The organism is Mesorhizobium erdmanii, assembly GCF_013170725.1.
Classification (GTDB): domain Bacteria; phylum Pseudomonadota; class Alphaproteobacteria; order Rhizobiales; family Rhizobiaceae; genus Mesorhizobium; species Mesorhizobium erdmanii.
In genome coordinates, this window is record NZ_CP033361.1 from 966,021 (window position 1) to 992,314 (window position 26,294).

The following is a 26,294-nucleotide window of genomic DNA, read 5'->3' on the forward strand; positions in this document are numbered from 1 at the left end:
AGAATTCGCGTAGAACTTAACACGCGGGACGTGCAGTCCCATAAGGACTCGCCTGGGATGGAAACTACCGAGAGCTCTCGGCAAGTTGGTGAGATGGCGGCGCGTGGGGAGGGGTTCCACATGCGCGCCGTCTATCGGCGTTCGCGAATCGCAAAACAACTCTGGAAGACGACGGCGCTGACGACGCTGGCGCTTGGCCTTTCGGGCGTGGCCGCCTATGGCGACGACGCCGGGCTCTGGCAGCCGCAGATCCGCGCCATCGTCGGCGCCGACAACAATGGCGGCAACGCCGCGCTCGAAGGCTTCATCCCGATCAAGCAGAGCGCTGAATCGGTACTGTTCCTGGATGTGCGGGCCAAGCACGACTTCAAGGACGCTTCCGGCCAGGACATCGGCCTTGGCATTCGCCGCATCGTCAATCCCGACCTGATGCTCGGCGGCTACGCCTATATCAACCTCGAGAACTACAACAGCACCCAGTTCACCGCGGCCACGCTGGGCGTCGAGGCGATCACGCCGAACTTCGACGCGCATGTGAACGTCTTCGTGCCGATCAAGGGCGACAGCACCGATCATTCGGTCTCTTCGAGCCTGTCGATGGTGTCGAACCAGCTGATCGAGCAGATATCGGTGCTCGACCACCGCGACTACGCGGCCTGGGGCATCGAGGGCGAGGTCGGCGCCCAGGTGCCGATCAACCTGCCCGACAAGCACTCGCTGCGGCTCGACATTGGCGGCTACCATTTCGAGGACCCGCATGGCGACGACGGCAGCGTCACCGGTGCCAAGGCCGGGTTCGAATATACGATCGGCGACGTCTTCGGCAGCGGCACCGAACTGGTCTTCGCCGGCGAGGTCCGCAACGACAATCGCGACGACACCCAGTTCGCCGGCAGTGTGCGGCTGAACATCCCGTTCAATCCCGGCCACAGCTCGGACACGACCGCGGCCATCGGGACGGAACCGGTCTATCCGGTGAGCGAAGGCCTGCGCAAGCGCGTCAACGAACGCGTGCGCGGCGATATCGGCGTCAGGGTCCAGTCGCAGGACAAGATCGGCGGCTCGACGACACGCGTCGCCATCAACGCCGCCACCAATGCGGCGTTCGGCAAATTCTACTTCGCCGATGGCGGCCTGGCTGGCGCCGGCACGCAGGCCGACCCGACAACGCTGGACGACGCCGTTACCAAGGCCGGCAATGGCGGTTTCGTGGTGGCGCTTGGCGGCAACGGCAACATCCAGACGGCCGGAACAACGCTTGCCAGCGGCCAGACATTGATCGGCGGCGGCGAGAGCGTCACCGCGAAACTGTCAGGCGGCGGTACCGCGACCTTCAACCTCGGCGGCAGCGACGGCACGATCCAGGGCACGAATGTCGCCAACAACGTCATCACGCTGGGCAACGGCAACACGCTCAACGGCATCACCATCACCATCACCGGCGGCGCCGACGGCATCTTCGGCAACAATGTCACGGGCACGACGCTCACCAATGTCACGGTGACGGGCGCCGGCGGCAATGGCGCCGAGTTCACCGGCAATTCGACCAACGTCAAGGCATCCGGTTTCACCGCCACCGGCAATGGCCTCGACGGCCTGCATATAGAAGACAACGGCACCTACAATTTCACAGGCACGACATTGCTGTCGGGCAATCTCGACGATGGCCTGGATATCACCGGCCAGGGCACCTACAGCTTCGCCACCGTCAATGCGCTCAACAACATCGACCGCGGCATAACCGTACAGGGTACGTCGAGCGGCGGCAGCTTCACTACCACCGGCGGCACGGTGTCGGGTAATGGCGGCGTTGGCGTCTATATCGACCCGATCACCGCGCATGTGGTGCTGGATTCGATCACGCAGACCGGAGGCACATCCGGTGTGGTGCTCGACCATGTCTCGGGCAGCTTCACCGTCAACGGCGCGACGACGATTTCCAACACGACGGGACCGGCGATCGCCATTTCCGATTCGCCGGCGGCGATCCGCTTCGGCGACATCGCCATCACCAACCCCGGCGCCGACGGCATGTCGTTCAGCGGCGTCAATGCAGCGGTGGTGGCCGGCAACATCGTCATCTCCGGACTTGGCCTTGGCCATACCGGTCTCGACTTCTCCGGCAGCCAGACGACATTCACCGCGCTGTCGGCCAACATCAGCGGTGCCGGCGCCGGCTCGATCGGCATCGACCTCGCCGACACCACCGGCGACGCCGCGATCACCATCACCAATGGCGGTTCGATTTCCGGCGTCGACACCGGCGTGCGGCTCGGCATTTCGGGGTCGCTTGCCCATTCGGCCAATGCCGAGTTCACCTTCGGTGGCGGTTCGATCGCGGGCGTTACCGCCTCGCTCGACGCGCGCGGGCTCAACCAGACGCTCGGCCACTATGCGTTCGGCTCGACCACCTTCAGCGGCCCGCAGCTGTTCGACCAGCAGAATGTCATCTTCGTCGGCGGCGTCGGATCATCGGGCGACGGTTCTTCGACGTCGAGCCTGCTTGCCATCAATCTGGCCGACGCCAACACCGCCAGCGACGCGATCTTCGTGCTGGTCAACGAAGGTTCCGCCATCGATGCCAACGGCGGCTTCTCGCTCAGCGACGGCCAGACGCTGGCCTCGTTCGGCAATGGCCGCTCGTTCTCCCTCGGCGGCGTGCCGGTCAATGTCACCGGCGCCAATATCGAGCACGACCAGGTCGTCTCGGATCCGGGCGGTGGCGCGGCGACGCTGACCAATTCCGGCGCCGGCGCCGTGGTGACGGCTGCCAACGGCAATTCGCTGCTCGACTTCGACATTTCGGGCGGGTCGGCGGAGGGGATCAATGCGACCGGCATCACCGGCCTGACCATCCAGGGCGTGACGGTCAGCGGTGGCACGATAGGCCTGTTGCTCGACGACGTGGCCGGCACTGTGTCGGTCAAGGACCTCGACATCCAGAACCCGAGCCAGACCGGCATCGCGTTGGTCGGTTCGAGCGCGACCGTCAATTTCACCGGCAACACGACGATTGCCGGCGCCACCAATGTCGCGCTGTTCGCCAACAACTTCGATGGCACCGCCACCTTCGACGATCTCGATATCACCGGCGGCGGCATAGGCGTCGGCGTCGTTGGCGGCTCGAGCGGGACCTTGACCTTCGGCAGCGGGAGTTCCATCGCCGGCACGACCAGCAACGCTGTCTCGATCACCAACTCGACGCCCAACTTCACCTATAACGGCACCATCAACCAGACCGCTGCCAGCGCGGTGAAGATTTCCAACATGACCGGCGGCAGCGCCACCTTCGGCGGCAAGATCACCGCCAGCACGGGTGCTGCCAATGCCATCGACCTGACCGGCAACACCGGCGGCACGATCAACTTTACCGGCGGGCTCGATCTGACCACGGATGGCGGCTTCGGCTTCAGCGCCATCAATGGCGGCACGCTCAATGTCATCGGCACCAACACCATAGCCACGGGTGCTGGTTCGACCGAGAAGGGTATCCAGCTCGGCGGCGCAGGTGGGCTTACCATCGGCGCCAGCGGCGTCACCTTCGCCAGCGTCACGGTCGATGGGTCCGGCGGCGCGGTGCCGACCGGCATCCTCATCGAGAACACCAGCGGCGGCAACGTCACTTTCGGTGCCGTCAATGTCAGCCGGGTCAATGGCGATGCCATCCGGCTCAGCAACATTGCCAGCGGCACCTATACGTTCAACGGCACGACGACCATCGACACAGTCGGCGGTCCGGGTCCGGGCTTCGTCGTCCAGAACAGCGCCGCGACCGTCAGCGTCAACAACCTCGTCACGACCGGTGTTTCCGGCGCGGATGTCAGCCTGACCAACAACACCGGCACCATCGGCATTGGCGGCACCATCACCAATTCCGGCAGCGGCGATGGCGTCGTCGTTTCCGGCGGTAGCGCGGCGATCACGGTCTCGGCAAACATATCCAGTTCGGCGACCGCGGGCACGGCAGTCAAGGTCGACGGCATCACCGGCGGTTCGGCGGCCTTCACTGGCAGCGTCACCGCGACCGGCACAGGCAATCTCTTCAACATAGGCTCGACCACGGCGCCGACGGGCGGAACGATCAGCTTCACCGGCTCGGCCCTGACGGCGACCGGCGGCGGCGGTGTGACCGCCGGGCTTGCCGGGACCGCGACCCTGAACGTGACCGCGCCGGTGTCCATCACCAACGCGACCGGGAATGGGCTCTCGGTCTCCAACGTCGCCAGCGGCGCCAGCGCCACCTTCGGCGCGGTCACCGTGACAGGCGCCACGGGCAATGGCATCGACATCGGCAGCAATGCCGGTCCGGTGACTTTCGGCGCCACGACCGTGACCATGGGCGCGGCTGCCAACACGGCCGGCATCAACTTCAGCGGCACAAACGCCAATGTCAGCTTCGGCACGACCAATGTGACGCTCGGCGCCGGCGCCAACCAGACCGGCATCGACTTCAGCGGCTCGTCGACGGCGGCGGCTTTCGGGCTGACCACCATCACCGGCAATGGCGACCTGACCTCGCGCGGCATCGACCTGTCGTCGACGACTGGCAACAAGACCATCACCTTCCTGCGTGGCTCCAGTATCACCAATGTCGGCGTCGGCGTCGACCTGTCGTCCGGCGGTACCACGGCGACATCGGCCAACGCCAATTTCACCTTCGGCGACGGCACGTCGGCAGACGGGCTGCAATCGTCCATCAGCGCGGCGGCCGGCGGCTACACGGTCAACACGATCGGCCTCGATCCGACGCTCGGCAACTACAATTTCAACGACGTGTTCTTCACCGGCAGCGCGCATCTGGCGAGTGCAGCCGGCGGCGTCATCATGGTCTCGCAGTCGGGCGGCGTCATCGCTGCCGGCACGGACGGACTCAGCGCCGCGGTGACGACCATTTCGGTCGCCCAGGCCGATGCCTTGCTCGGCACGCAGACCTTCGCCTTCGTCGGCACCGTCGATCTCAGCGGCACGCCGTTCACGCTGGATAGCGGCCAGTCGATCACCGGCTTCGGCAACGGCAACTCCATCCTCACCTCCGGCACCGTCCAGCCGGTCAACGTGCAGGGCAATCTCGGCGCCACCGGCGGTAACGTCACCGGCGACGAGGGCGTGGTCAAGAGCACGGGCAGCGACACGCTCCATCTGCTCGGCAGCAACCAGGTTCGCAACACCGCCTTCGATTTCACCGGCGGCAGCGGCTCTGTCTTCACCGTCGACCAGAGCGCGGGCGGCTTCAACAATGCCGGCGGCATCTTCATCGACGGCGTGACGGTCAGCAATGTCGCCGCCGGCCAGACGGCGATCAAGATCATCGGCGTCGACACCAATGTGTCGATCACCAATAACAACATCAACGTCGCCGGCACGCTGCTCGACGCCAATGGCGGCGCTGGCGACATCACGCTGACGCGCGGCAACCTGCCCAACAGCGGACCGGCCGGCACGCTGACCGGCGGTGGCATCTCGATTGCCAACCGCACTGGCGGCACGGTCGACTTCACCGACAAGGTGACGGTCAACGGCAACGGCGTTTCGCTGACCAACAATACAGGCGCAACGATCACTTTTGCCGATCTGGACGTTTCCACATCAGGCGCGACGGCCTTCACCGCCACCGGCGGCGGCACGGTCAATGTCACGACAGGGACGATCGCGAACACGAACGGGCAAGCGGTGGCGCTCGACGGCATCACGGCCGGCATCAACTTCGCGTCGACGAACGCGACATTCAGCGCCGGCACCGGCATAGACCTGCAGAATCTGGCCGGCACGGCCGCATTCGGCACCGGCATGTTGAGCAACACCGGTTCCGGCATGGCGTTCAATGTCGGCTCGACGTCCGCGGGCGGCGGCGGCAACGCGACCATTTCCTATGGCGGCACCATCGCCAGCAACGGCACCGGCGCTGCCGTATCGATCCAAAGCATGATCGGCGGCTCGGTGACGCTGTCGGGCAATCTCACCGACAGCCTCGCGGCGGCCGGCGGCAACATTTTCGTTGCGGGCAACGATTTCACCACTGTCACCTTCTCGGGCACGACCAAGCAAATCAGCTCGGGCGCGGCCGACGGTGTCAATCTCGGCCTCCCCGGCGGTTGGCCCTCTGGCACGCCGACCCCCAGCACGAACTCCGCAATCAATTTCACCAATGGCGGCCTCGACATAACCACAACGTCGGGCGCAGGCTTCATAGCCATCGGGGACCTAGGCTCCTCGAGCTTTACCGTTACCGGCAGCGGTAACAAGATCAATTCTGGCGGCGACGGCCTGCTGGCGGTCGGCGCCGTTGTCGGCGCTGGCGGTGTCACCTTCGACAGCATCTCGGCCGTATCCACAAGCGCCTTGGGCGGCGGAGCTGGCGTGCTCCTGTCAGCCATGACCCTCGCGGGCGACGTCAATATTGGCGGCCTGAAGGACACAGGCTACACCGGCGCCTCACTGTCCGGCCTGTCCGGCGCTGGCGTTGTCAATTTCACCGGCACCACCGATCTCGACGTCAGCAACAATGGGTTCCAGATCAGCGGCCAGGTTGGCACCATAAACATCGCCAATGTCGCTGGATCCACCCTGACCATCGATGGCGGCCAGGTCGGCATTACGCAGTTCGACTTGCAGACCGGGACCGTCAATGTCGGCGGCAATGGCGGCATCGCCAGCATCGGCGCGACGACAAGCACCATCGGCTCGGCCATAGCCCTCTCCGGCGGCAACGACCTCGTCCACGCCACGCTGAACTACAACGGCTCGATCAAGGTCGATACGGGCTCGGTGCTGCAAGCCGGCGGCGGCGACTGGACCCATCTGAACCTGAGCGGTTCGGTCGTTTCGACTACCGCAATATCCGGGCTGGGGGCAGCCGCTTTCATCTTCAGCGGCAACGCCGAGGGCGTGTACAATATTTCGAGCACGATCGATCATACCGGCACGGCGGTCGGCGTCCTGTTTGACGGATCGTCCGAGGGAACGGTCGCCTTCTCCGGCACGTCGAAGATCTTCAACACCAGCAGCGGCGCCAACGACGCCATCGTCAAGGCTCCGAGCATCGGCCCAACCCAGGGCACGGGCACGCTCAATTTCACCGGCGGCAACCTCGAGATCACCACCGCCAGCGGCACCGGCTTCAAAGCCAGCACCTTCGGCGCCGGCTCGGTCAGCGTCAGCGGCACCGGCAACACAATCACCACGACGACCGGCACCGCGCTCAACCTCGACGGCGCGTCGGTCGGCGCCGGCGGCATTACCTTCGATTCGATCTCGGCCAATGGCGCGGCGACCGGCGTTTCGCTCAATAACATCAGCGGCGGCGGGATCGGCCTCGGCGTGGTCGATCTGCAAGGCATCACTGCGCATGGCATCGATATCTCCGGCACGCTCGGCTCCTCCATCAGCGCCACCAGCATCGACATAGGGCTCAATGCCACCAACGCGGTCGGCCTCGATCTCAACGGCGCTCTGCTCGGCGCCAGCACCATCACGGCGGGCGATTTCGATGTCGATGGCGGCAGCTTCGCCGGCACGCTCGGCATCGACATGGCCGGAACGACCGGCACCGGCACCATCCAGCTCGGCGATGCGGTCAACAACAATCCGGCCGGCCAGACCTCGACCATCAAGAATGTCGGCTATGGCGTCCAGTTCTCCAGCACCACCAATGCCAAGCTGGTGTTCGGTGACGGCGCTGGCCCGGCCGAATCGTCGATCGCGACCACCGGCGGCCAGGTCATCCACGCCACTGATAGTTTGCCGACCAACGGCGACTACAATTTCAACGACGTCAATTTCACCGGCGACACGTCGAACCTGTCCTCGATCAGTGTCTATTATGTCACGTCAGGCGGCACCGGCGACGGCAGCCTCGCCAACCCGGGCAGCTATGCCGGCGCCCAGGCTTCCACCGCGAATGTCGTGGTGCTGATCGACCAGAACGTCAACGGTGCCCAGGAAACCATCGACCTCGGCGGCACGTCGTTCCAGCTCGATGACGGCCAGGTGCTGCTCGCCTTCAAGAGCGGCGATGCGGCGGTCGATGTTTCGCAGCTTGGTATCGATTCCAGCAGCGGTGCTTCGGCGGCGTTCCATTTCACCACGGTGCAGAACACGCCGATCGTCTCGGCGCCGGGTGGTATCGACACGCTGCGGCCCATCCTGCAGAGCAACACCGCTGGCTCGGTGGTCGATCTGGCGACGACCGGTACTGGCACGCTCACCGGTGGCATGGCCAACCTGATCATCCGCAACACAGGCACTGGCACAGGCGTTGCCGTCAACGCGGCCGCCGCCTCCAGCTTCTTCCTCAGCAACAACGACATCGCGGCCGGCGGCAGGGCGCTCGACTTCTCCACGACAGGCGCGCCGGCCAACACGCTGCTGCTGTCGATCGACGCCAACACGCTGCAGTCGACGGGATCGGCGCTCGCCGCGTCCTTTGCCGGCCAGAACATCAGCGCGACCGACAATTCGATCGCGATCCGCTCCTTCGCCGGCAATACGGTGATCGGCGGCACCGGCGGCGGCATCAACTTCACCAATGTCCGCTTCGACGCCGACGGGGTTGGCGGCACCGTCAGCGCCGGCACGCTCACCGTCGGCAACCCCGGCGCGCGGGTCCAGGTCGACGGCCTCAGCTTCATCAACACCAGCGGCACGCTCGATCTCGGCACGCTCAACCTCGCCAACAATGGCGGCACCGGCGTGCTGGTCGATACCAAGGGCGCGAACACCACTTTCACGCTGAACAACAGTGGCGGCACGGTCGACACCACCAACGGCGCGGCGTTCAATCTCGATCCGCTGACCGTCGACATGACCTTCGGCACCGTCACCGCCACAGGCGGCGCCAGCGGCATCATCTTCGACGGCGTCGCCGGCACGTTTACCGTCACGGGCACGACCACCATCACCGGTACGTCCGGCGCGGGTGTCAGCGCGATCAACACCAACACCGGCACCTTCAACTTCAACACGCTGACGGTGAACAACGCCGCGACGGCCGGCGGCGGTATCGGTTGGGCCAGCGGCACGCTAAATGTCTCCGGTCTCGCCAATATCGATACCACCAGCGGCGCCGGGCTCTCGCAAACCGCTGGCACCACCGCCTTCACCGGTGGCCTGACGGTCGACACGTCAAGCGGCGACGGCTTCTTCGTCAGCACTGGCGGCGCAGTGACCGTGACCGGTTCTGCCAACACCGTGACGACGGCCACCGGCCGTGTCGTCTCGATGCAGACCGCGACCATCGGCGCGGGCGGCGTCACCTTCCAGACGCTGAAATCAACCGGAACCGTAAGCAGCGGCGCGGGCATCCAGCTCTCGAATGTCAGCGGCGGCGTCTTCAACGGCGGCGATGTTTCCATCGCGGGTTCGAGCAACAACGCCATCACCGTCCAGAACGGCACGTCATCGACCGTCAACTTCAACAGCGCCGTTGTCAGCAACGCCACCTTCAACGGCATCGACATCAACACCGGCGTGACCGGCACGGTCACCTTCGGCACGGTGACGATCGACAACACCGGCGCGTCCGGCGTGCGCCTGCTGAACACGTCGGGCTCCGTCAACATCAATGGCGGCTCGATCGGCGCGACCGACGATCCGGCCGGCATCGGCGTCGAAGTTTCAGGCGGGGCAGCGACCTTGAATGTCGCCGCTTCCGTGACCAAGACCAGCGCCGGCAAGATCGTCGACATCTCCGGCGCCACCGGCGGCACGGTCACGCTGTCGGGCAATCTCAGCGCCACCGGCGGCTTCGACAACGGCATCAATGTCCAGAGCAATACCGGCGGCACCTTCAATTTCACCGGCGCCACCAAGACGCTGACTACCGGCGCCAACACGGCGGTCAATCTGGCGACCAACACCGGCGCCGCTATCAACTTCACTGGCGGCGGGCTTGCCATCACAACGACGTCGGGCGCCGGCTTCAGCGCCACCGGCGGCGGCACGGTGAGTGTCGGCACAGGTGCCAATGCCAACACGATCTCGACCGGCACCGGCGTGCCGGTCAACATGAATGGCGTTGCCGTCGCGGCCGGCGGTGTCAATTTCGCCTCCACCAGCAATGGCGCGGGCGGCACCAGCGGCGTCGTGCTCACCAATGTCACCGGCGCGGGAACGGTCAATCTCGGCACAGGCACGTTGGTTGGCGGTAGTGCGGCGGCGATCAGCATCAGCGGTGGCAGCGTCAACCTGACCTATGCCGGGAATATCAGCCAGGCGACCGCCGCCCAGGCTTTGCTGTCGGTCGTTGGCGGCCACACCGGAACACTGACCTTCAACAGCGGCACCCTGTCGGCCACCAACGGCACCGGGCTGCAATTCGACAACGCCGACGGTACCTATAATTTCAACGGGACGACGACGCTCAACGGCGGCGACGCCGGCGTCGATATCGTCAACGGCTCGGCCGGCAACTTCGGTTTTGGCGCTGGCACCTCGATCACCAATCCGACCGGCGTTGGCTTCAATGTGAACGGCGGCACGGGAAACATCACTTATGCCGGCACCATCTCGAAGTCGAACAATTCGAGCAATATCGTCAGTATCCAGAGCCACACCGGCGGCACGACGGCGTTCAGTGGCACCATTTCGGCAACCGGATCTAGCGGCGGCATAGCGCTTTCGGGCAACACCGGCGCGACGATCAATTTCAGCAACACCTTGACGCTGACGGGCAGCAACACCATTGGCTTCAGCGCTACGGGCGGCGGCACGATCAGCGCCACCGGCACCGGCAGCGTCATCAGCTCCGGCACCGCGACAGCGCTCAATGTCGCCAACACATCCATCGGCAGCGGTAATTTGGTCTTCCAGAGCATTTCGACAAATGGCGCGACCAACGGCATCGTGCTCAACAACACCGGTCTCGCCGCCGGCAATGGTGGCCTGACGGTCACCGGCACGGGTACAACGTCAGGCTCCGGCGGCACCATTCAGAACGCGGTGCAGGGCGCGCTGTTCACGTCGACCAAGAATCTGTCGCTGTCGAATATGAACTTCACCAACGCCAACAGCGGCAACGGCACCGTGAACAACATCGACGATCCGACGTTCAACAGTGCCGCCCAGGCGGCCATCAATATGAGTGGCGTTGCGACCGCGACCTTCACGAACCTCAATGTCGTCGGAAATGGCGGCGCCGGTGGCGCGCAAGTCGGCATCAATGGCCAGAACGTCTCGAACCTAACGCTCGCCAACAGCACCGTCACCGGCTTCGGCGACGCGGCCGGTGAAGGCAATGTCAAGCTCTGGAACCTCTCCGGCACCTCGGCGATCACCAATTCCACCTTCGGCTTTGTGCCAGGCGACACAACCGGCGGCGAGAATTTGGTAGAGGTCCGTAACAACACGGGCACGCTGACACTGAACATCAGCGGCAGCACATTCCAGAACACAAGGGATTCGACCAGCGGGTCCGGTGGCTTCGCCATAACCACCGTCGGATCCGCGGTGGCCACGGTCAACGTGTCGAACAGCACTTTTACGAATCTCAAAACCTCGGGTGTCGAGGCTTTCGCGCGCGATACGTCAACCCTGAATGTCAACATCACCGACGGCGGCACCGCCGGCAACGGCAACACCTTCACGACGGGCGGGACGACCGAGGCCTTCACGGGGCGGGCCATAGGGCTCAACGCCGAGGATACCGCGCAGCTCAATTTCAACATCAACCGCAACAAGAAAATCTATGGTTTTGGCGGCCCGGTCATCAACATCTATGCCCAGGACAATGCGAGCATCCAGGGCCGGATCAACAACAACGCCGATATTGAAAACAACGCCACAGGGACGAATTTTGCAGGCAGCCCGATCTATATCCATCCGCAGGATAATGCCACCGGCGTGGTAGAGGTGATCGGCAATACGATCATCAACAATGGCCAGGATGCGGCGATTTCGGCGAATGTAGAAGGCGACGGAATATCCAAGTTCAATGCATCACTGGACCTCACCATCCAGAACAACAACATTACCCTTGCAGGCAGGAACCTGAACGCGAATAGCTTCAACAATGCCATCCTGCTTTCCTCTGGGGCGTCCGACAATGACGCAACCATTCTAACTGTAAATCTGCAAAACAATGTTATTGCACCTGCTTCGATCAATGGCACCACCGGAAACGTGGGGCTTGCCATTGAGAATACTGGTGGCGTCAATTCCCACCTTTACATGGAAGGATTCACCACGGATCCGACAACGACCTGGAACAATGCCGGCAATACGCCTGTAGGTTCCGTGATCGAGCTGGACAACATCGCGCCTCTGCCATCCGCGATCCCGGTTGGTCATAATGGCGGCCACACGAAAACGCCCACCAACCCCAATCAGTAGCAATGCAATGTATAGTTGCAGATTCGTGTAAAACTTCCCGAGAAGGGAAGATCACTATTTCTTGTTAACGAAACAATCTGAAAATTGCTGGACAGTTCCCTTGGGGAAGGATACTTCTTGTCCTACGCAAATTGATTTTGGAGGGGCGCAGATGGCCGAGCCTTTTCTCTCGGAAATCCGAATTATGTCTTTCGGCTTCCCGCCGAAGGGGTGGGCGCTTTGCGATGGGCAGCTCTTGCCCATTAACCAGAATCAGGCGCTGTTTTCGCTGCTCGGCACCACGTATGGTGGCGACGGGCGTGTGAACTTCGCTCTTCCGGACATGCGCGGTCGTACGCCCAACCACACAGGAGGCATGGGCCATGTCCTCGGTGAGCGCGGCGGCGAACAGGCGCATACGCTTACCATTGCCGAGATGCCGTCCCACACGCATCAGGCGAACGCATCCAGCAATGCGGGATCGGACCTGATACCGGCCGGCGATCTCCTGGGCGGTTCCGCGCCCAATTTGCTCTATGGCCCGACGCAGAATCTTACCAATATGCGGCCGGATACCGTGAGCAATGTCGGCGGCAGCCAGGCGCATCTCAACATGCAGCCCTTCCTGACATTGAGCTTCTGCATCGCCTTGCAGGGCATCTTCCCATCGCAGAATTGACGGAGACGCGCCATGGCACAGCCCTATGTTGGTGAGATCCGCATGTTTGCCGGCAATTTCCCGCCGGCGGGATGGATGTTCTGCGATGGGCAGCTTCTGCCCATTTCCGAAAATGAAACGCTATTCAATCTGATTGGTACAACCTATGGCGGCGATGGTCAGGAGACTTTCGCGCTGCCGGATCTGCGTGGCCGCCTTCCAATTCATCAAGGCAATGGCTTTACCCTGGCGGAAACCGGCGGCGTCGAGGAAGTCACTTTGAACGTGAACCAGATGCCAATGCACAGCCACCTTTTCATGGCGTCGAACGATACCGCGAATTCGCCGAATCCGGGCAACAGCGTTATAGGCAGGTCGCCTCAGGTCAAAGTGTTCATCAACGCGGTTCCTTCGATCCCGATGGCCCCGCAATTCATCAACGGCGTCGGTGGAAATCAGCCGCACACCAATTTCCAACCTTATCTGTGCGTGGACTTCATCATCTCGCTATTCGGTATTTTCCCGTCACAGACTTAAGAGGACGTCATGGCTGATCCGTTCGTCGCCGAAATCCGGATTTTCCCTTTCAATTTCGCGCCCAAGGGCTGGGCGTTCTGCGACGGGCAACTCCTGCCGCTCTCGCAGAACACCGCTCTTTTTTCGTTGCTTGGCACCACCTACGGCGGTGATGGCAAGTCGAATTTTGCCCTGCCCAACATGCAGGGCAACGCGCCCATGCACCCCGGCCAAGGCCCTGGCCTTTCGCTGCACGATCTCGGCGAAACCGGCGGTTCCGAGACCGTCACCCTGCTGCAGAGCGAAATGCCCTTGCATCCACATACCGTGGAGAGCGTGCCCGGCAATTTCTCCGCCAACTCGAACGTTCCCACAAACACCGCATTCGGGAAGTCGGCGCAAGGAAATGCCTACACGCCCGCGGCCAACATGGTGGCATTGTCGGGCCAGACCCTTGCTCCGGCCGGCGGCAACCAGCCGCACAACAACATGATGCCCTATATCACCTTGAATTTTTGCATCGCGATGCAGGGTGTCTTCCCGCCGCGTCCTTGATTTGTCGATGACCGATTTTCCCCGGGCGGCCGGCTGGGTGCGCGCGGCTGGTGCCGGGCTCGCATTCCGCATGGCCACGGACGCCGATCTGCCCTTCTTGTCCGCGGTTTACGCCTCGGCTCGTGCTGAGGAGCTGGCCGCGACGTCCTGGAGCGCCGCGCAGAAGACGGCGTTCCTCGACATGCAATTCCAGGCGCAGCACGCGCATTACCAGAAGTACTATCCCAATGCCGATTGGCTGGTGATGACGCATGAAGGCAGCGACATCGGCCGTCTCTATATCGAGCGCTGGCCGCGCGAGCACCGGATCATCGATATCACCTTCCTGCCGGCGTTTCGTCGCAAGGGGCTGGGCTCAGTGCTGCTCAGCGACCTGATCGACGAAGCAGACGCTGTTGGCAAGGGTGTCTCGATCCATGTCGAAAAGCACAACCCGGCCATGCGTCTCTATCTGCGGCTGGGCTTCGCCGTCGCCGAGGACAAGGGCGTCTACGACCTGATGCTGCGGGCCGCATCCTCATTGTGATGCAAATTGCGAAGCTGCGTCACCTTCCCCTGAAACTGGTCCCGCGCCGCGATACCAAGAGACGATGGTGAACCGTTCGCCGCGCGTGACCGGGGTGACTTCGTGAGTGGTTTCCGACCGGAAGGCGACGAGCGAGCCCGGCAATGCCGGCACGGCGATGCGCAGATCCGGGCCAGTGTAGGGCCCGTGCAAGACCAGCGAGCCGCCGGCGTAGTTTTGCGGCGAAGGATCGTCCGATTGGGCGTTGAGGAAGATAACCGCCGAGATTTTGCGGAAGCGCGACTCGTCGTGAATGAGCGGCGTGTTGCCGTCCTGATGCGGCACGAAGAAATCGCCCTCCCGGTAGTGCAGGAACTGCGATTTCTCGAACGCACCCAGCGCGACGCCAAAATGCCGTTCCAGATCAGGTTTTTGCCGCGCCAGCAGACGCTCGATCAGCGCCTCGGTCGCAGGCGAAACCTCGGCGCGCCTGGTCCGGCGCACCCGCGGCCACGCGGGCTTCTGGTCGGAGCGGCCGAGCAGCCCTGCGTCATGGCCGGCCGCGGCGCGAATTTCGCCGCACAGCGCGTCGCACGCCGCTTTGTCCAGCACTTCAGGGATAACGAGATGGTCGACCATGGCCAGGCTCAGTTGAACACGGCCTCGTAATGATAGCCTGTCGCATCAACCGAAACCGGCACGATAAAAATGTCATCGGCGATCGTGTCGCCGGCGAAATGATAGATGGCCTGCGGCAGCCTTATGTCGCGCGGTCCCTTGAAGAGCAGCGTGAAGCCACCGCCATCGCGAGGGCTGGCCTCGATGCGGCGAACCTGGGTCAGCTCGAGGGAGAGTTGCCTTCCACCAGCCGAAATGGTGAAAACCGACCCCGCCGCCTGCTCGAATTCCGCTACCGAAACCATGCTGTCCGCCTCGATCTCTTTACAACGGCGGCACTGTCGCCGCTTCGCGGCAAGCTGTCCATAGGCCGGCGGCGTACCTGGGTGGTGCGTGAGGCAATTCGCCGGGGCAAACCGCAAAATACAGCAGCGCCTGTCCTTTTATGCGTGCCTTGGACACTGTAGTACTTTGTTCCTGCGGCGGATTCTTGGCCCGGCCAAGATCAGCGCAACAAGTGCAGAGTCCAGTCTTGGGTCTGAGGCGAAGCAGCCGGCCCGGTCGCTGGCGGGAGAAAGGGACGGACCATGGCTGACAACGGGGCTAGGACGGGAGCGGCGCCGGCGGCCGAAGCAATGCCGCTGTTCTACTCGAAGCCCGAAGCGCTCAACCCGACCCGGCACGCCTCGCTTGGCTTGACGGCGCGCAGCGATTTTTCCTTCGCGCGCGCCGCGCATGCCATCCCGGTCGTGGCGTCGGAAATGCCGGCGGCGATGCGTTCTTATCCGATCGTCTTCATCGGCCCCGCCAAGGCGCCGGTGATCATCACCGGCGTGCGCCAGAACGAGAACCTGTTCGTCGATGCCGAGGGTCGGTGGACCGCGCCGCACTACATCCCCGCCTATGTCCGCCGCTATCCCTTCATCCTGGCCGAGGACCCGACCTCGGCCGGCCGGCTGACGCTGTGTGTCGACCGGGCAAGCGACCGTGTCATCGACCAGCTCATGGCGCCGTTCCGCGAAGACAAGATCGCGCCGTTCTTCAACGGCGCCGAACCGACCGAAGCGACGAAACAGGCGCTCGCCTTCTGCGACCAGTTCCAGATCGATTTCAGGGCCACCCGCGAAATGGTCGACAAGATCGACGCACATGGCCTGTTCGCACCGCGCCAGAGCAAGGTGACGCTGGAAGGCGGCGAAGTGCTCAACCTCACCGATTTTCAGGTGATCGACGAGGCGGCCTTCAACAAGCTGAGCGACACGGCTTTTCTCGACCTCAGGAAATCCGGTGCGCTCGGCCTGCTCTACTGCCACCTCGCCTCGACCAACAGCTGGACATCGCTGGTGCACCAGGCGTCGCTGCGCAAGGCGGATGGGGTGAAGAGCGCCTGAAAAGGAAAAACCCGCGGAACCCGCGCCTTTCGAAGCCTGGAGAAAACCGGGGCGGTGAGATGTCAGCGCGACCAATCCGGTTCGCTTGCGACAGGCCAAAACAACGCCACGCAGCCTGAAATCTGGTTTGCGCGTCGGGGTTGGCAAGGGCGGTTTTCAAGGCGTGTCAGGAATTGCGGATGTTTCGCGCACCCGCCCGGAGGCGCGGTTTGACCCATGTAACAGGCCATATCAGTGTCGCCCGGCATCACAGATTCGCGATGCTTGGGATGAATGGTGGCCCGAAAAACGTTCCAGTCCTAGTTCGCCGGGTGCTCCTAAGACCGCGAGCGCCCTAGATCAAACTGCTTTTGGGAGAACAACGATGAAACATCGCCTTATTCCCATAGTGCTGGGCTCGCTCATAATGACTTCCACCGGCCTGGCCCTGGCCGCCAACGTCCATTCTGTAACGGGGACGAAAGGTCAGCCCAATCAAACGATTGGCACCGCCCAGACAGGAAATGTTACGCCTGGCAATGCCAGCACCGCCCCGGGTTCAGCCTTCAACCCGGATGGCAACGCGGGGACACATTACGCAGGCACCCAGCCGCAGAACTCAAAGAATCCGAAGAGCGTATCTCAGTACGACGTTGCCGGCTTCCAGCAGTCCCATAAGTGACGACCGGCACTTTGGCGGTCGAGGTTCCGCCCGCCCAAATGCGAAAAAGCCGCGGCGGACCGCGGCTTTTCGATGCTTGATTCCCTTGAGGAAATTGGAGCGGGTGAAGCGATTCGAACGCTCGACCCCAACCTTGGCAAGGTTGTGCTCTACCCCTGAGCTACACCCGCTCACACGGCGTCTCGGCCGCAAGCCGGGCCTATATGGCTGAAGAGCGCGGCGATTGCAACAGGGAAATCGCAGGCTTTTGCAACCTTTCGAGCGATGCCGGCAAACCGCCTGCGCGAGGCGGATTTCGTCGCCCGCTTGCGCCATGGTCTTGTGTCGGTCACCGCATTGGCCGTAAACGGCAAGACGGAAAAACGACGAAGAAGACAAGCGACGAAGATGACAAGCGATGCCGAAGACCGAAGCTGAATTGATGGCCTTTCTTGCCGAGCTCGGCATTGCCGTCTCGACGATACGCCATCCGCCGCTCTACACCGTTGCCGATTCGCAGGCGCTGCGCGGTGAAATCGCCGGTGGGCACACGAAGAACCTGTTCCTGAAGGACAAGAAGGACAATTTCTTCCTGGTCACCGTCGGCGAGGACGCAGTCGTCGATCTCAAGCAGATCCACCAGCTGATCGGCGCCGCCAGCCGTGTGTCTTTCGGCAAGCCGGAAATGCTGATGGAGCTTCTGGGCGTTTCGCCGGGCGCCGTCACCGTCTTCGGCGTCATCAACGACAGTCAAAACCGGGTCAAGCTGGTACTCGACAAGGATCTGATGGAGCATGCCGTCATCAACGGCCATCCGCTGACCAATGAGGCGACGACGTCGATCGCTGCTGGCGATCTCCTCAGATTCGTCGAGGCAACCGGGCATGATGCTGCTATCTTGAAAGTCTCGGCGTGATCGCCACATGCATGGCGAAACCGACTTCCACTGACATGGCGCCGACCCGCGGGCCGGCGGCGCGACCGAAAGGGTGACGAGATGAGCGACAACAAGCCGTTTGGCGGGTCATTCGGCAGCAATGGCGGCCAGTATGCCACCACCGTACAGTATGGCGGAACGGCACCCGCGCCAGCAAAGGTCTCGCTTGGCGATGCGCCTGCCGCACCTGCCGCCGGCGATGTCATCAAGGACACAACGACCGCGGCCTTCGCCGCCGACGTCATCCAGGAATCGCGCCGCCAGCCGGTGCTGGTCGATTTCTGGGCACCATGGTGCGGGCCCTGCAAGCAGCTGACGCCACAGCTGGAAAAGGCGGTCAAGGCCGCCGCCGGCAAGGTCAAGCTGGTCAAGATGAACATCGACGATCATCCCTCTATCGCCGGCCAGCTCGGGATCCAGTCGATTCCCGCCGTCATCGCCTTCAAGGACGGCCAGCCGGTCGACGGCTTCATGGGCGCCATCCCGGAGAGCCAGATCGCCGAATTCATCACCAAGGTCGGCGGCAAGGGGAATGGCGCCCCGGCCGTGGCCGATGCGCTGGCGGCGGCGGCCGAAGCGCGCGAGGCCGGCGACATGCAGACCGCGGCCGACATCTTCGACGCCGTCCTGGCGCAGGCGCCGGAAACGGTCGAAGCGATCGCCGGGCTGGGCGACCTGCTGTTCGAGGCCGGCGACACGGAAGGCGCCGAGGCGTTGCTGGCAACGGCGCCCGAGGCCAAGAAGGATGCACCCGTGCTTGCGGCGCTGCGCGCCAAGATGGCGCTGGCCGCGCAGGCGGCGAGCCTCGGCAATCCGGCCGAGTTCGAGCGCCGGCTGGCTGAAAACCCCAAGGACCATCAGGCGCGCTTCGATCTGGCCATGATCCAGAACGCAAGGGGCGAGCGCACGGCGGCCGCCGACAATCTGCTGGCGATCATCAAGGCCGACCGTGCATGGAACGAGGATGGCGCCAGGACGCAATTGCTGCAATTCTTCGAGGCCTGGGGCATGACCGACGAGGCGACGCTGGCGGCGCGGCGCAAATTGTCGGCGTTGCTGTTTTCCTGAGCCGGCGGCCGTTTCGTCGCATGGGCTTGGCGTCGCTGGTGGCCGCGCCAGATTAGGAGCTGAACTTCGGCAAGCCGATGATCCCGGCGGGCGGCAGCGAAGTCGATCGGAGGAATGAGGTGCAAGCGGGAAACGCGCATTATCGGATGGCCAAGGATTTGCCGTCGACGATCCCGCTCTTTCCGCTCGAAGGGGCGCTGCTGCTGCCGGGTGGCCGCATGCCGCTGAACATCTTCGAGCCGCGCTATCTGCAGATGGTGGACGAGGCGGTCGCCGGCTCGCGGCTGATCGGCGTCATCCAGCCCAGCCTCGACGGCGCGCTGCGCGAGGATGGCGAGCCGCAGCTGTGCAATGTCGGCTGCGCCGGCCGCATCATCGCCTTTTCCGAGACCGGCGATGGGCGCTACCTGATTTCGTTGCAAGGCGTGTGCCGCTTCCGCATCGCCCATGAGCTGACGGTCAAGACGCCGTTTCGCCAGGCCAAGCCGGCGCCCTTCCTCGCCGATCTCGATGACGATCCGGCGGCAAACGAAGTCGACCGGCCGGCGCTGCTCAGGGCCTTTCGCGCCTATCTGCAGGCCAACGATCTGGAAGCCGACTGGGAAAGCGTCAGCCGCGCCGAAAATACCATGCTGGTCAACGCGCTGTCGATGATGGCGCCCTATGGGCCGGCCGAGAAACAGGCGCTGCTCGAAGCCGCCGACCTGAAGACGCGGGCCGAAACGCTGATCGCCATCACCGAAATGGCGCTGGCGCGCGAGAATGAGGACTTTGGCTCGAGCTTGCAATAAGATGTGCCGATATTCAGGTGAGGCCGGCCTGCAAATGGCGGCTTCCTGCGCTTCCGGTGCTCACGTACGAAAAGTACGCTCCGCTCCGGGTCTCGGAAGCCACCATTTCGACTCGGCCTGACCTGGATCTCGGTACATCTTGCGATCGTTGGTCAGGAGACAACACGGTGGCGGCGGACGGACGGGACGGAAAGAAGATCAATGTAGATCCCAAGCTGCTGGAGCTCCTGGCCTGTCCGCTGACCAAGGGGCCGCTGGCTTGGGATCCCGAGCGCGGCGAGCTGATCTCGCGGGTCGCCAAGCTCGCCTATCCGGTGCGCGACGGCATCCCGATCATGCTGCCCTCCGAGGCGCGTACCATCTCGGCGGAGGATGTGCTGTCACCGCCGCGGCTGGGCGGGCCTTCGTAATTGGCGAAACCATTCCTGCTCCGGCCGTGGATGACGAAGGCGTGCGTGGCAGCGCTTACTGAAAATTGCGGCCCTTGGGCATGACGCTTTCCGCTTCTTCCGACAGCGTTGCGAGATCCTGGCCGACCGGCGCGTCGCGTGGCGCGGGATGGCGAGAGCGATCCGGGTCTTTCCTGGAGGTGGGTTCCTGAGGGCCGGCACCCGGCAGCCCTGCCCCGCTGACTTTCTCCAGCAGCACGGTCAGCCAAGGCGTCAGATCCTCGACCTTTTCCGCGACGATATGGATCACACCGGACTCCGATTGCAACTTGCCGGTGACCTTGACGAACCGCGCGCCCATGACGATGGGGCGGAAGCGGGTAAAGGTCCGCTCCCAGAAGATGACGTTGGCGACGGCCTTGTCGTCTTCCAGGGTGAGAAAGATCGCGTTGCCCTTGCCGGGGCGCTGGCGCACCAGCACGAGGCCGGCGACGGAAACCCGCCTGCCGTCTCGCACGGCAGGCAGGTTGGCATTTGGCGTGACGCCGGACCGGTCGAGCCGCTCGCGCAGGAAGGCGACCGGGTGCGCCTTCAGTGACAGGCCGAGCGAGCGGTAGTCGTGGATGACATGCTCGCCGAGCGGCATTTTAGGCAGCTTCGTCTGCGGCTCCAGTTCGCGCAGGCCGAGCGCCGGCTGGTCGAACAGCGGCAGCTTTTCGGCGGCACTCCTGGCGCCCAGCGCACGCACGTCCCAAAGCGCGGCTCGGCGGTCGAGGCCGATCGAACGGAAGGCATCGGCCTGCGCCAGCCGCTCGATCTCGCCGACATCGAGGCCGGAACGCAGCCAGACATCCCGGACGGTCGAGTAGCCGGAGCCGCGGCGCGCGACGAATTGCTCCATGCGGTCCTTGGAAAGTCCCTTGATCTGGCGGAAGCCGAGCCGCAGCGCATGGGCCGTCTCGATGACGCCGCGCATTTCGGCATGGCGCGGGAGGATGCGGGCCGGGTCGAAAGGCGCTTTTTCCAGGGTGCAGTCCCAGGCGGAGAAATTGACGTCGACGTCGCGGATGTCGACGCCATGGTCGCGCGCGTCGCGCACCAGCTGCGCCGGCTGGTAGAACCCCATCGGCTGCGAATTCAGGATCGCGGCGCAGAACACGTCGGGATAGAAGGTCTTGAACCAGCACGAGGCATAGACGAGCAGGGCGAAGGAGGCGGCATGGCTTTCGGGAAAGCCATATTCGCCAAACCCCTCGATCTGCTTGAAGCAACGCTCGGCGAAGTCCTTGGTGTAGCCCTTGCCGACCATGCCATCGATCATGCGCTGGCGGTAATTGCCGATGGTGCCGGTGCGTTTGAAGGTGGCCATGGCGCGCCGCAATTCGTCGGCCTCGCCCGGCTTGAAGCCGCCGGCGACGATGGCGATCTTCATAGCCTGTTCCTGGAACAGCGGCACGCCCAGCGTCTTGCCGAGAATCTCCTTCAATTCCGCCTTCTGATATTCGGCCTTCTCCTTGCCTTGCCGGCGGCGCAGATAGGGATGGACCATGTCGCCCTGGATCGGGCCCGGCCGAACGATCGCCACCTCGATGACAAGGTCATAAAAATCGCGCGGCTGGAGCCGCGGCAGCATCGACATTTGCGCGCGAGACTCGATCTGGAAGACGCCGAGCGTATCGGCGCGGCAGATCATGTCATAGACACGTTGGTCTTCCGCCGGCAGCGTGGCCAGCACATAGGGTTGCCCATATGGGTCCCGTGCCTTCGGATAATGGGCGGTAAGCAAGGTGAAGGCGCGTTGCAGGCAGGTCAGCATGCCGAGCGCCAGGATGTCCACCTTGAGGATCTTCACCGAGTCGAGATCGTCCTTGTCCCATTCGACCATCTTGCGTTCGTCCATCGCCGTCTTGACGATGGGCACGATCTCGTCGAGCCGGTCCCTGGTGATGACAAAGCCGCCGACATGCTGGGAGAGGTGACGAGGAAAGCCCATGATCTCATTGGCCCGTTCCATCACATGCCGCGATATCGGGTCACTCCGGTCAAGACCGCCGGCGCGGGCTTCCTTCTCGCCGAGCTCCGAGGTCGACCAGCCCCAGATCGAGCCCGACAGCGACGCCCGGACATCCTCTGAAAGGCCCATCGCCTTCGACACTTCGCGTAGCGCCGAGCGGCCGCGATAGCTGATGACGGCGGCGGCAAGTGCGGTACGCTTGGAGCTGTATTTCGAATAGATGTACTGCATCACCTCTTCGCGCCGCTCATGTTCGAAATCGACGTCGATATCGGGCGGCTCGTTCCGCTCCTCGGAAATGAAGCGCTCGAACAGCGTATCGATCCTGTCGGGCCCGACCTCGGTGATGCCGATGCAGAAGCAGATGATCGAATTGGCGGCGGAGCCGCGACCCTGGCAGAGGATGTTCTGGTCGCGGGCGAATTTGATGATGTCGTGGACGGTCAGGAAGTAGCGGGCGTAGTTCAGGCGCTCGATCAGAGCGAGTTCTTCCTCGATGCGTTTTATGACGCTGGCCGGGACACCGCCTGGAAAGCGCCTGGCCGCCCCTTCCCGCGCCAGTCTTTCCAGCTCGGCCTGCGGTCCGAGGCCCGATTCCGTCGGCTCGTCGGGGTAATTGTACTGGAGGTCGCTGAGCGAGAAGGTCAGCTCTTGCGCAAACCGCAAAGTCTCGGCCAGCGCTTGCGGATGCCTGCGGAACAGGCGGGCCATTTCCAGCGGCGGCTTCAAATGGCGTTCGGCATTGGCGGTGAGTTCCAGCCCGACCTCGGCAACAGGCGTATTGAGGCGGATCGCGGTCAGCACGTCCTGCAGCGGGCGGCGTTCGGCGGTGTGGTAGAGGACATCGTTGGTCGCCATCAGCGGAATGCCGGCAACCTCGGCAAGTGCTGCCGCCTGCTCGATGCGAAAACGGTCATTGCCGGCATAACAGGGCGAGACGCCGAGCCGCAGGGCCGTGCCGAAGCGGTGCTTGAGCTGGTGAAGCCGGGCAAGACTGTCCTCGGCGTCCGCCGTCGGATCGGGCAGGACCGCCAGCGAGATCAGATCTCCCCATTCGAGCAGGTCGCCGCGCTGGAGAAGGGTGGCGCCCTTTTCGTTTTCGTCGCGCAGATTGGCTTGGGTGAGCATGCGGCACAGATGCCCCCAGCCCGCACGGTCCCTGGGATAGGCGAGAATATCCGGGGTGCCGTCACCGAAAACCAGGCGGCAGCCGGGGTGATAGGAGAGCTTTTCGACCTTGGCCTGCTGCCAGGCGCGGACCACGCCGGCCACCGTGTTGCGGTCGGCAAGGCCGATCGCCGAAAAACCCAGGAGCTTGGCCGCGACCACCAGCTCCTCCGGCTTGGAGGCGCCGCGCAGGAAGGAGAAATTCGACTGGATGCCGAACTCGGCATAGGGAATGACGGTAAGCGCGTTCATGCGAAGACCCCGTGCATGAACCAGCGCGGCGCGGCTTGAGAGCCGCCGTAAAGGCCTTGCCGGTAGAGCCAGTAGCGGCGGCCGTCGGCATCCTCGATGCGGAAATAGTCGCGGGTCGATGCCGCCGGGTCGCCCGGCGCCTCACGCCACCATTCGGCGGCGATGCGTTCCGGCCCCTCGGCACGGGTGACCCGGTAGAGCGCGCGCCGCCAGCGGAAATTGCGCGGCGGCCCCTCGGGCATTTCAGTCGCCGGCACCTCGATCGGTTCGGGCGCGCGGAACAGCCGGATCGGGCGTTCCGGCGGGAAGATGGTTTTTGGCGCCTGCACCTTGCCTGGCGTTCTCGGCGGCGTGGTCCGGCGCGGCGCCTCGGTGAACGGGATGTTGGCGACGGCCCGTTCCGGCAGATGGCTTTCGACGGCTACCGGCCGCAGAACCGCGCCCTCGCCGAGCCGGGCGCGGATGCGGTCGGCGAACAGTGCGATGTCGGCGCCGTCGTCGGCGACCTCACCGGTCAAATCGGCCTGCGCCATGTCGAAGGCGGCCGCCGCCAGCACCGAGAGCCGGACAAGATCGAAGCCGTAGCCGGCATCGATGTCCTGCTCGAGGGCGGCCAGCCTTTCATGGAACAGTTTCTGGATCAGCCGGGGATCGCGCATCGGCCGCGAGGTGCCGAGCGCTATGCGGCTGACGGCGCCGTCGACGCGGAAGAGCAGCAGCGCCAGGCTCCTTGCGCCCTCGCCACGGCGCTCGAGATCGGTCTTCAGGGTCGTTGCCAGCAGGCCAACCAGCCGTTCGATGTCCTCGGTCAGGGTGACGGGTTCGGCCAGATGCCGCTCGACCGAGAGCGGCGCCACGGGAAGGCGGGGCGAAATCGCCTCGTCGAGGTGGCCAAGCGCCTGGTCGAGGCGCAACAGCAGCGAGGCGCCGAAGCGGCGGGCGAGCGGCGCGCGCGGCGCCGCCATGACGGCGCCCGCCGTGCGCAGACCCACACTTTCCAGGCTGGCGCGGGTTTCCGGCGCGATGCGCAATGCGGCCAGCGGCAAGGGGGCGAGCAGCGCCTCCTCCTCGCCTGACCCAACGATGCGGTCGCCGCAAAAGCGTGCCGCCGCCCAGGCCGCGCCCGGCGTCGGGGCAAGGCCGGCGCGGACATCGAAACCCTGATGGAAGAAGCGCGACAGGATATCGTCCAGCATGGCGCGTTCGCCGCCGAACAGATGGGTGCAGCCGGTGACGTCGAGAAACAGGCCGTCCACTCCGTCCAGCGCCACCAGCGGTGTGTAGCGGTCGCACCAGTCGGCCAGGCCTTCGAGCAGGCGCCGGTCGGCTTCCGGATCGGCCTCGACAATGTCGATACAGGGATGCATGGCGCGCGCATCGGCGATGCCCATGTCGCGCTTCAAATGCAGCGCCTCAGCCCGCTCGTCGAGGGCCGAAATGCGCTGCGCGTTGCCCTGGCGGTGGCTGACCACCAGTGGCGGATGATCCGACATCGGATGATCTTGGGGCCGGGAACGCCAGGACCGCCCCAGACGCTGCCGCAGGATCCTTTCGGCCGCGAGGTAGGGAAACCACAGGGACAGAATTCTCTGTCCGTTGGCCCCTTCTTTCGTCGAATGCGCGTTCATCGGGGTTCCACTCCAGTGTGAATTGTCCAGGCAGGGCCGTGCGGCTCTTGCCGATGGCGATGGTGAAGGCGGGGCGGCCGATCGAGCCGGCGAGCGGTCCGGCGACGGTGACGCGCGGCACCGCCGGCGCCGACGAGACGATGAGGCGGACGGGTGCCGCCGTCGGTTCGGGTTCGGCCGCCTGCCGCAGCAGGAATACCGGGCGGCCGGCGCTTGCCGCCCTCGCATGCAGCCGGCGCGTCGCGGTCAGGTCCAGCCGCTGCGGATTGCCGCGGATTTCGAGGATGACAGCGGCGAGCGCCGTCATCCGGGCGGCTTCCTCGGCGACCCACAGCGCATCGACGAGCTTCGGCGCCTCGGAAAACAGCAATTGCTCGGGCGCGATGCCGAACGAGGCCTGCAGCCCCCTGGCATAGGGAAAGCCGGCTTCGCGGAAGATTTCCGTAGTGCCGATCCACAACACCGGCAGGCCATGCGCCTGCTTGAGGATCAGGCTGGTGAGCGACAGGGCAAAGCCGGCGACGGCTCCGGCCTCGCGGGTTTCGAGGCCATGGATCTCACTGAGCGCCGCTTTCGGCAGGCCGCCGCCCAGGGCGGCATCGAGACGCTCGACGCCGATCGGCAGGAAGCCATCCGGCAAGGCCGCGGCAAGACCGCGCCGGACGATCGTGAGATCGGCGCCGGGTGTGGCATCGGCATCGGCGCCGGCGTCAAGCGGCGCGCCAGCCGGCGCCTGCAGGCGTTCGGGCAGCGTTCCCTCGATCTTCGCGATCTGGCGGCGCAGGGCAAAAACAGTCTCCCGCGCCACGGCTGATATCGCCATGACGGTCAGTGTCCACTCACAATTGTTCCTGTTATGTTC

The 26,294-nt window shown here is 64.1% G+C and carries 16 protein-coding genes and 1 tRNA gene; 11 read left to right on the forward strand and 6 right to left on the reverse strand.

Annotated elements, in window-relative coordinates:
• Nucleotides 1-120: 120 nt before the first annotated feature.
• The 5 genes from EB233_RS04540 to EB233_RS04560 all read left to right on the forward strand — a co-directional run bounded on the left by EB233_RS04540 (nucleotide 121) and on the right by EB233_RS04560 (nucleotide 14,558).
• Nucleotides 121-12,324, forward strand: coding sequence for a hypothetical protein (locus EB233_RS04540; protein WP_064990951.1), 12,204 nt, complete (start codon nucleotides 121-123; stop codon nucleotides 12,322-12,324).
• Nucleotides 12,325-12,475: 151 nt separating this feature from the next.
• Complete coding sequence (locus EB233_RS04545) at nucleotides 12,476-12,982, forward strand: phage tail protein (protein WP_027055485.1); 507 nt, start codon at nucleotides 12,476-12,478, stop codon at nucleotides 12,980-12,982.
• Between the two features lie 12 nt (nucleotides 12,983-12,994).
• Nucleotides 12,995-13,498, forward strand: coding sequence for a phage tail protein (locus tag EB233_RS04550; RefSeq protein WP_027055484.1), 504 nt, complete (start codon nucleotides 12,995-12,997; stop codon nucleotides 13,496-13,498).
• Nucleotides 13,499-13,507: 9 nt separating this feature from the next.
• Entirely contained in the window at nucleotides 13,508-14,032 is a 525-nt protein-coding gene (locus tag EB233_RS04555) for a phage tail protein (RefSeq protein ID WP_064990952.1), read from the forward strand.
• A 7-nt stretch (nucleotides 14,033-14,039) separates the two neighbouring features.
• Entirely contained in the window at nucleotides 14,040-14,558 is a 519-nt protein-coding gene (locus EB233_RS04560; protein WP_064991230.1) for a GNAT family N-acetyltransferase, read from the forward strand.
• Here EB233_RS04560 and EB233_RS04565 read toward each other — a convergent pair.
• Both EB233_RS04565 and EB233_RS04570 read right to left on the reverse strand, forming a co-directional pair.
• Nucleotides 14,550-15,176: a 2OG-Fe(II) oxygenase gene (locus tag EB233_RS04565; protein ID WP_064990953.1), complete on the reverse strand. Its 627-nt coding sequence runs from the start codon at nucleotides 15,174-15,176 to the stop codon at nucleotides 14,550-14,552. The two genes, EB233_RS04560 and EB233_RS04565, sit on opposite strands and share 9 nt — an antisense overlap.
• A gap of 8 nt (nucleotides 15,177-15,184) precedes the next feature.
• Nucleotides 15,185-15,460, reverse strand: a complete 276-nt coding sequence (locus tag EB233_RS04570) for a DUF6916 family protein (RefSeq protein WP_064990954.1) — start codon at nucleotides 15,458-15,460, stop codon at nucleotides 15,185-15,187.
• A 282-nt stretch (nucleotides 15,461-15,742) separates the two neighbouring features.
• Here EB233_RS04570 and EB233_RS04575 point away from each other — a divergent pair, with 282 nt between their 5' ends.
• Together EB233_RS04575 and EB233_RS04580 are read left to right on the forward strand one after the other, a co-directional pair.
• Nucleotides 15,743-16,546, forward strand: coding sequence for a SapC family protein (locus EB233_RS04575; protein WP_064990955.1), 804 nt, complete (start codon nucleotides 15,743-15,745; stop codon nucleotides 16,544-16,546).
• A gap of 364 nt (nucleotides 16,547-16,910) precedes the next feature.
• Nucleotides 16,911-17,207, forward strand: a complete 297-nt coding sequence (locus tag EB233_RS04580) for an adenylate cyclase (protein WP_064990956.1) — start codon at nucleotides 16,911-16,913, stop codon at nucleotides 17,205-17,207.
• 95 nt (nucleotides 17,208-17,302) lie between these two features.
• On the opposite strand, the gene EB233_RS04585 is transcribed toward EB233_RS04580, so the two are convergent.
• Nucleotides 17,303-17,377, reverse strand: a tRNA-Gly gene (locus tag EB233_RS04585).
• 227 nt (nucleotides 17,378-17,604) lie between these two features.
• Between EB233_RS04585 and EB233_RS04590 the strand changes: the two genes are divergently transcribed.
• The 4 genes from EB233_RS04590 (at nucleotide 17,605) to EB233_RS04605 (ending at nucleotide 20,392) form a co-directional block, all read left to right on the forward strand.
• Entirely contained in the window at nucleotides 17,605-18,102 is a 498-nt protein-coding gene (locus EB233_RS04590; RefSeq protein ID WP_064990957.1) for a prolyl-tRNA synthetase associated domain-containing protein, read from the forward strand.
• Between the two features lie 81 nt (nucleotides 18,103-18,183).
• On the forward strand, nucleotides 18,184-19,191 hold the full coding sequence (gene trxA / locus EB233_RS04595; protein ID WP_064990958.1) for a thioredoxin: 1,008 nt from the start codon (nucleotides 18,184-18,186) through the stop codon (nucleotides 19,189-19,191).
• 119 nt (nucleotides 19,192-19,310) lie between these two features.
• Nucleotides 19,311-19,982, forward strand: a complete 672-nt coding sequence (locus EB233_RS04600) for an LON peptidase substrate-binding domain-containing protein (protein ID WP_064991231.1) — start codon at nucleotides 19,311-19,313, stop codon at nucleotides 19,980-19,982.
• A gap of 167 nt (nucleotides 19,983-20,149) precedes the next feature.
• A complete protein-coding gene (locus EB233_RS04605; protein ID WP_027055477.1) occupies nucleotides 20,150-20,392 on the forward strand; it encodes a Trm112 family protein in 243 nt (80 codons plus the stop codon).
• A 55-nt stretch (nucleotides 20,393-20,447) separates the two neighbouring features.
• Here the strand turns inward: EB233_RS04605 and EB233_RS04610 are convergent, their stop codons facing one another.
• Genes EB233_RS04610 through EB233_RS31735 form a run of 3 tightly spaced genes read right to left on the reverse strand, consistent with a single transcriptional unit; the run spans nucleotide 20,448 to nucleotide 26,255 of the window.
• Nucleotides 20,448-23,804 carry an error-prone DNA polymerase gene (locus EB233_RS04610; protein WP_064990959.1) on the reverse strand — a complete coding sequence of 1,119 codons (3,357 nt, stop codon included), beginning with the start codon at nucleotides 23,802-23,804 and terminating at the stop codon, nucleotides 20,448-20,450.
• Nucleotides 23,801-25,276 carry a DUF6504 family protein gene (locus tag EB233_RS04615; RefSeq protein WP_064991232.1) on the reverse strand — a complete coding sequence of 492 codons (1,476 nt, stop codon included), beginning with the start codon at nucleotides 25,274-25,276 and terminating at the stop codon, nucleotides 23,801-23,803. The genes EB233_RS04610 and EB233_RS04615 overlap by 4 nt, the downstream gene beginning before the upstream one ends.
• Nucleotides 25,218-26,255 carry an ImuA family protein gene (locus EB233_RS31735; RefSeq protein ID WP_064990960.1) on the reverse strand — a complete coding sequence of 346 codons (1,038 nt, stop codon included), beginning with the start codon at nucleotides 26,253-26,255 and terminating at the stop codon, nucleotides 25,218-25,220. The genes EB233_RS04615 and EB233_RS31735 overlap by 59 nt, the downstream gene beginning before the upstream one ends.
• Nucleotides 26,256-26,294: the final 39 nt, after the last annotated feature.

Bases quoted from the DNA above. Each gene is read 5' to 3' on its own strand.
- EB233_RS04540 (WP_064990951.1), top strand. From the start codon at position 121: ATGCGCGCCGTCTATCGGCGTTCGCGAATCGCAAAACAACTCTGGAAG.
- EB233_RS04545 (WP_027055485.1), top strand. From the start codon at position 12,476: ATGGCCGAGCCTTTTCTCTCGGAAATCCGAATTATGTCTTTCGGCTTC.
- EB233_RS04550 (WP_027055484.1), top strand. From the start codon at position 12,995: ATGGCACAGCCCTATGTTGGTGAGATCCGCATGTTTGCCGGCAATTTC.
- EB233_RS04555 (WP_064990952.1), top strand. From the start codon at position 13,508: ATGGCTGATCCGTTCGTCGCCGAAATCCGGATTTTCCCTTTCAATTTC.
- EB233_RS04560 (WP_064991230.1), top strand. From the start codon at position 14,040: ATGACCGATTTTCCCCGGGCGGCCGGCTGGGTGCGCGCGGCTGGTGCC.
- EB233_RS04565 (WP_064990953.1), bottom strand. From the start codon at position 15,176: ATGGTCGACCATCTCGTTATCCCTGAAGTGCTGGACAAAGCGGCGTGC.
- EB233_RS04570 (WP_064990954.1), bottom strand. From the start codon at position 15,460: ATGGTTTCGGTAGCGGAATTCGAGCAGGCGGCGGGGTCGGTTTTCACC.
- EB233_RS04575 (WP_064990955.1), top strand. From the start codon at position 15,743: ATGGCTGACAACGGGGCTAGGACGGGAGCGGCGCCGGCGGCCGAAGCA.
- EB233_RS04580 (WP_064990956.1), top strand. From the start codon at position 16,911: ATGAAACATCGCCTTATTCCCATAGTGCTGGGCTCGCTCATAATGACT.
- EB233_RS04590 (WP_064990957.1), top strand. From the start codon at position 17,605: ATGCCGAAGACCGAAGCTGAATTGATGGCCTTTCTTGCCGAGCTCGGC.
- trxA (WP_064990958.1), top strand. From the start codon at position 18,184: ATGAGCGACAACAAGCCGTTTGGCGGGTCATTCGGCAGCAATGGCGGC.
- EB233_RS04610 (WP_064990959.1), bottom strand. From the start codon at position 23,804: ATGAACGCGCTTACCGTCATTCCCTATGCCGAGTTCGGCATCCAGTCG.
- EB233_RS31735 (WP_064990960.1), bottom strand. From the start codon at position 26,255: ATGGCGATATCAGCCGTGGCGCGGGAGACTGTTTTTGCCCTGCGCCGC.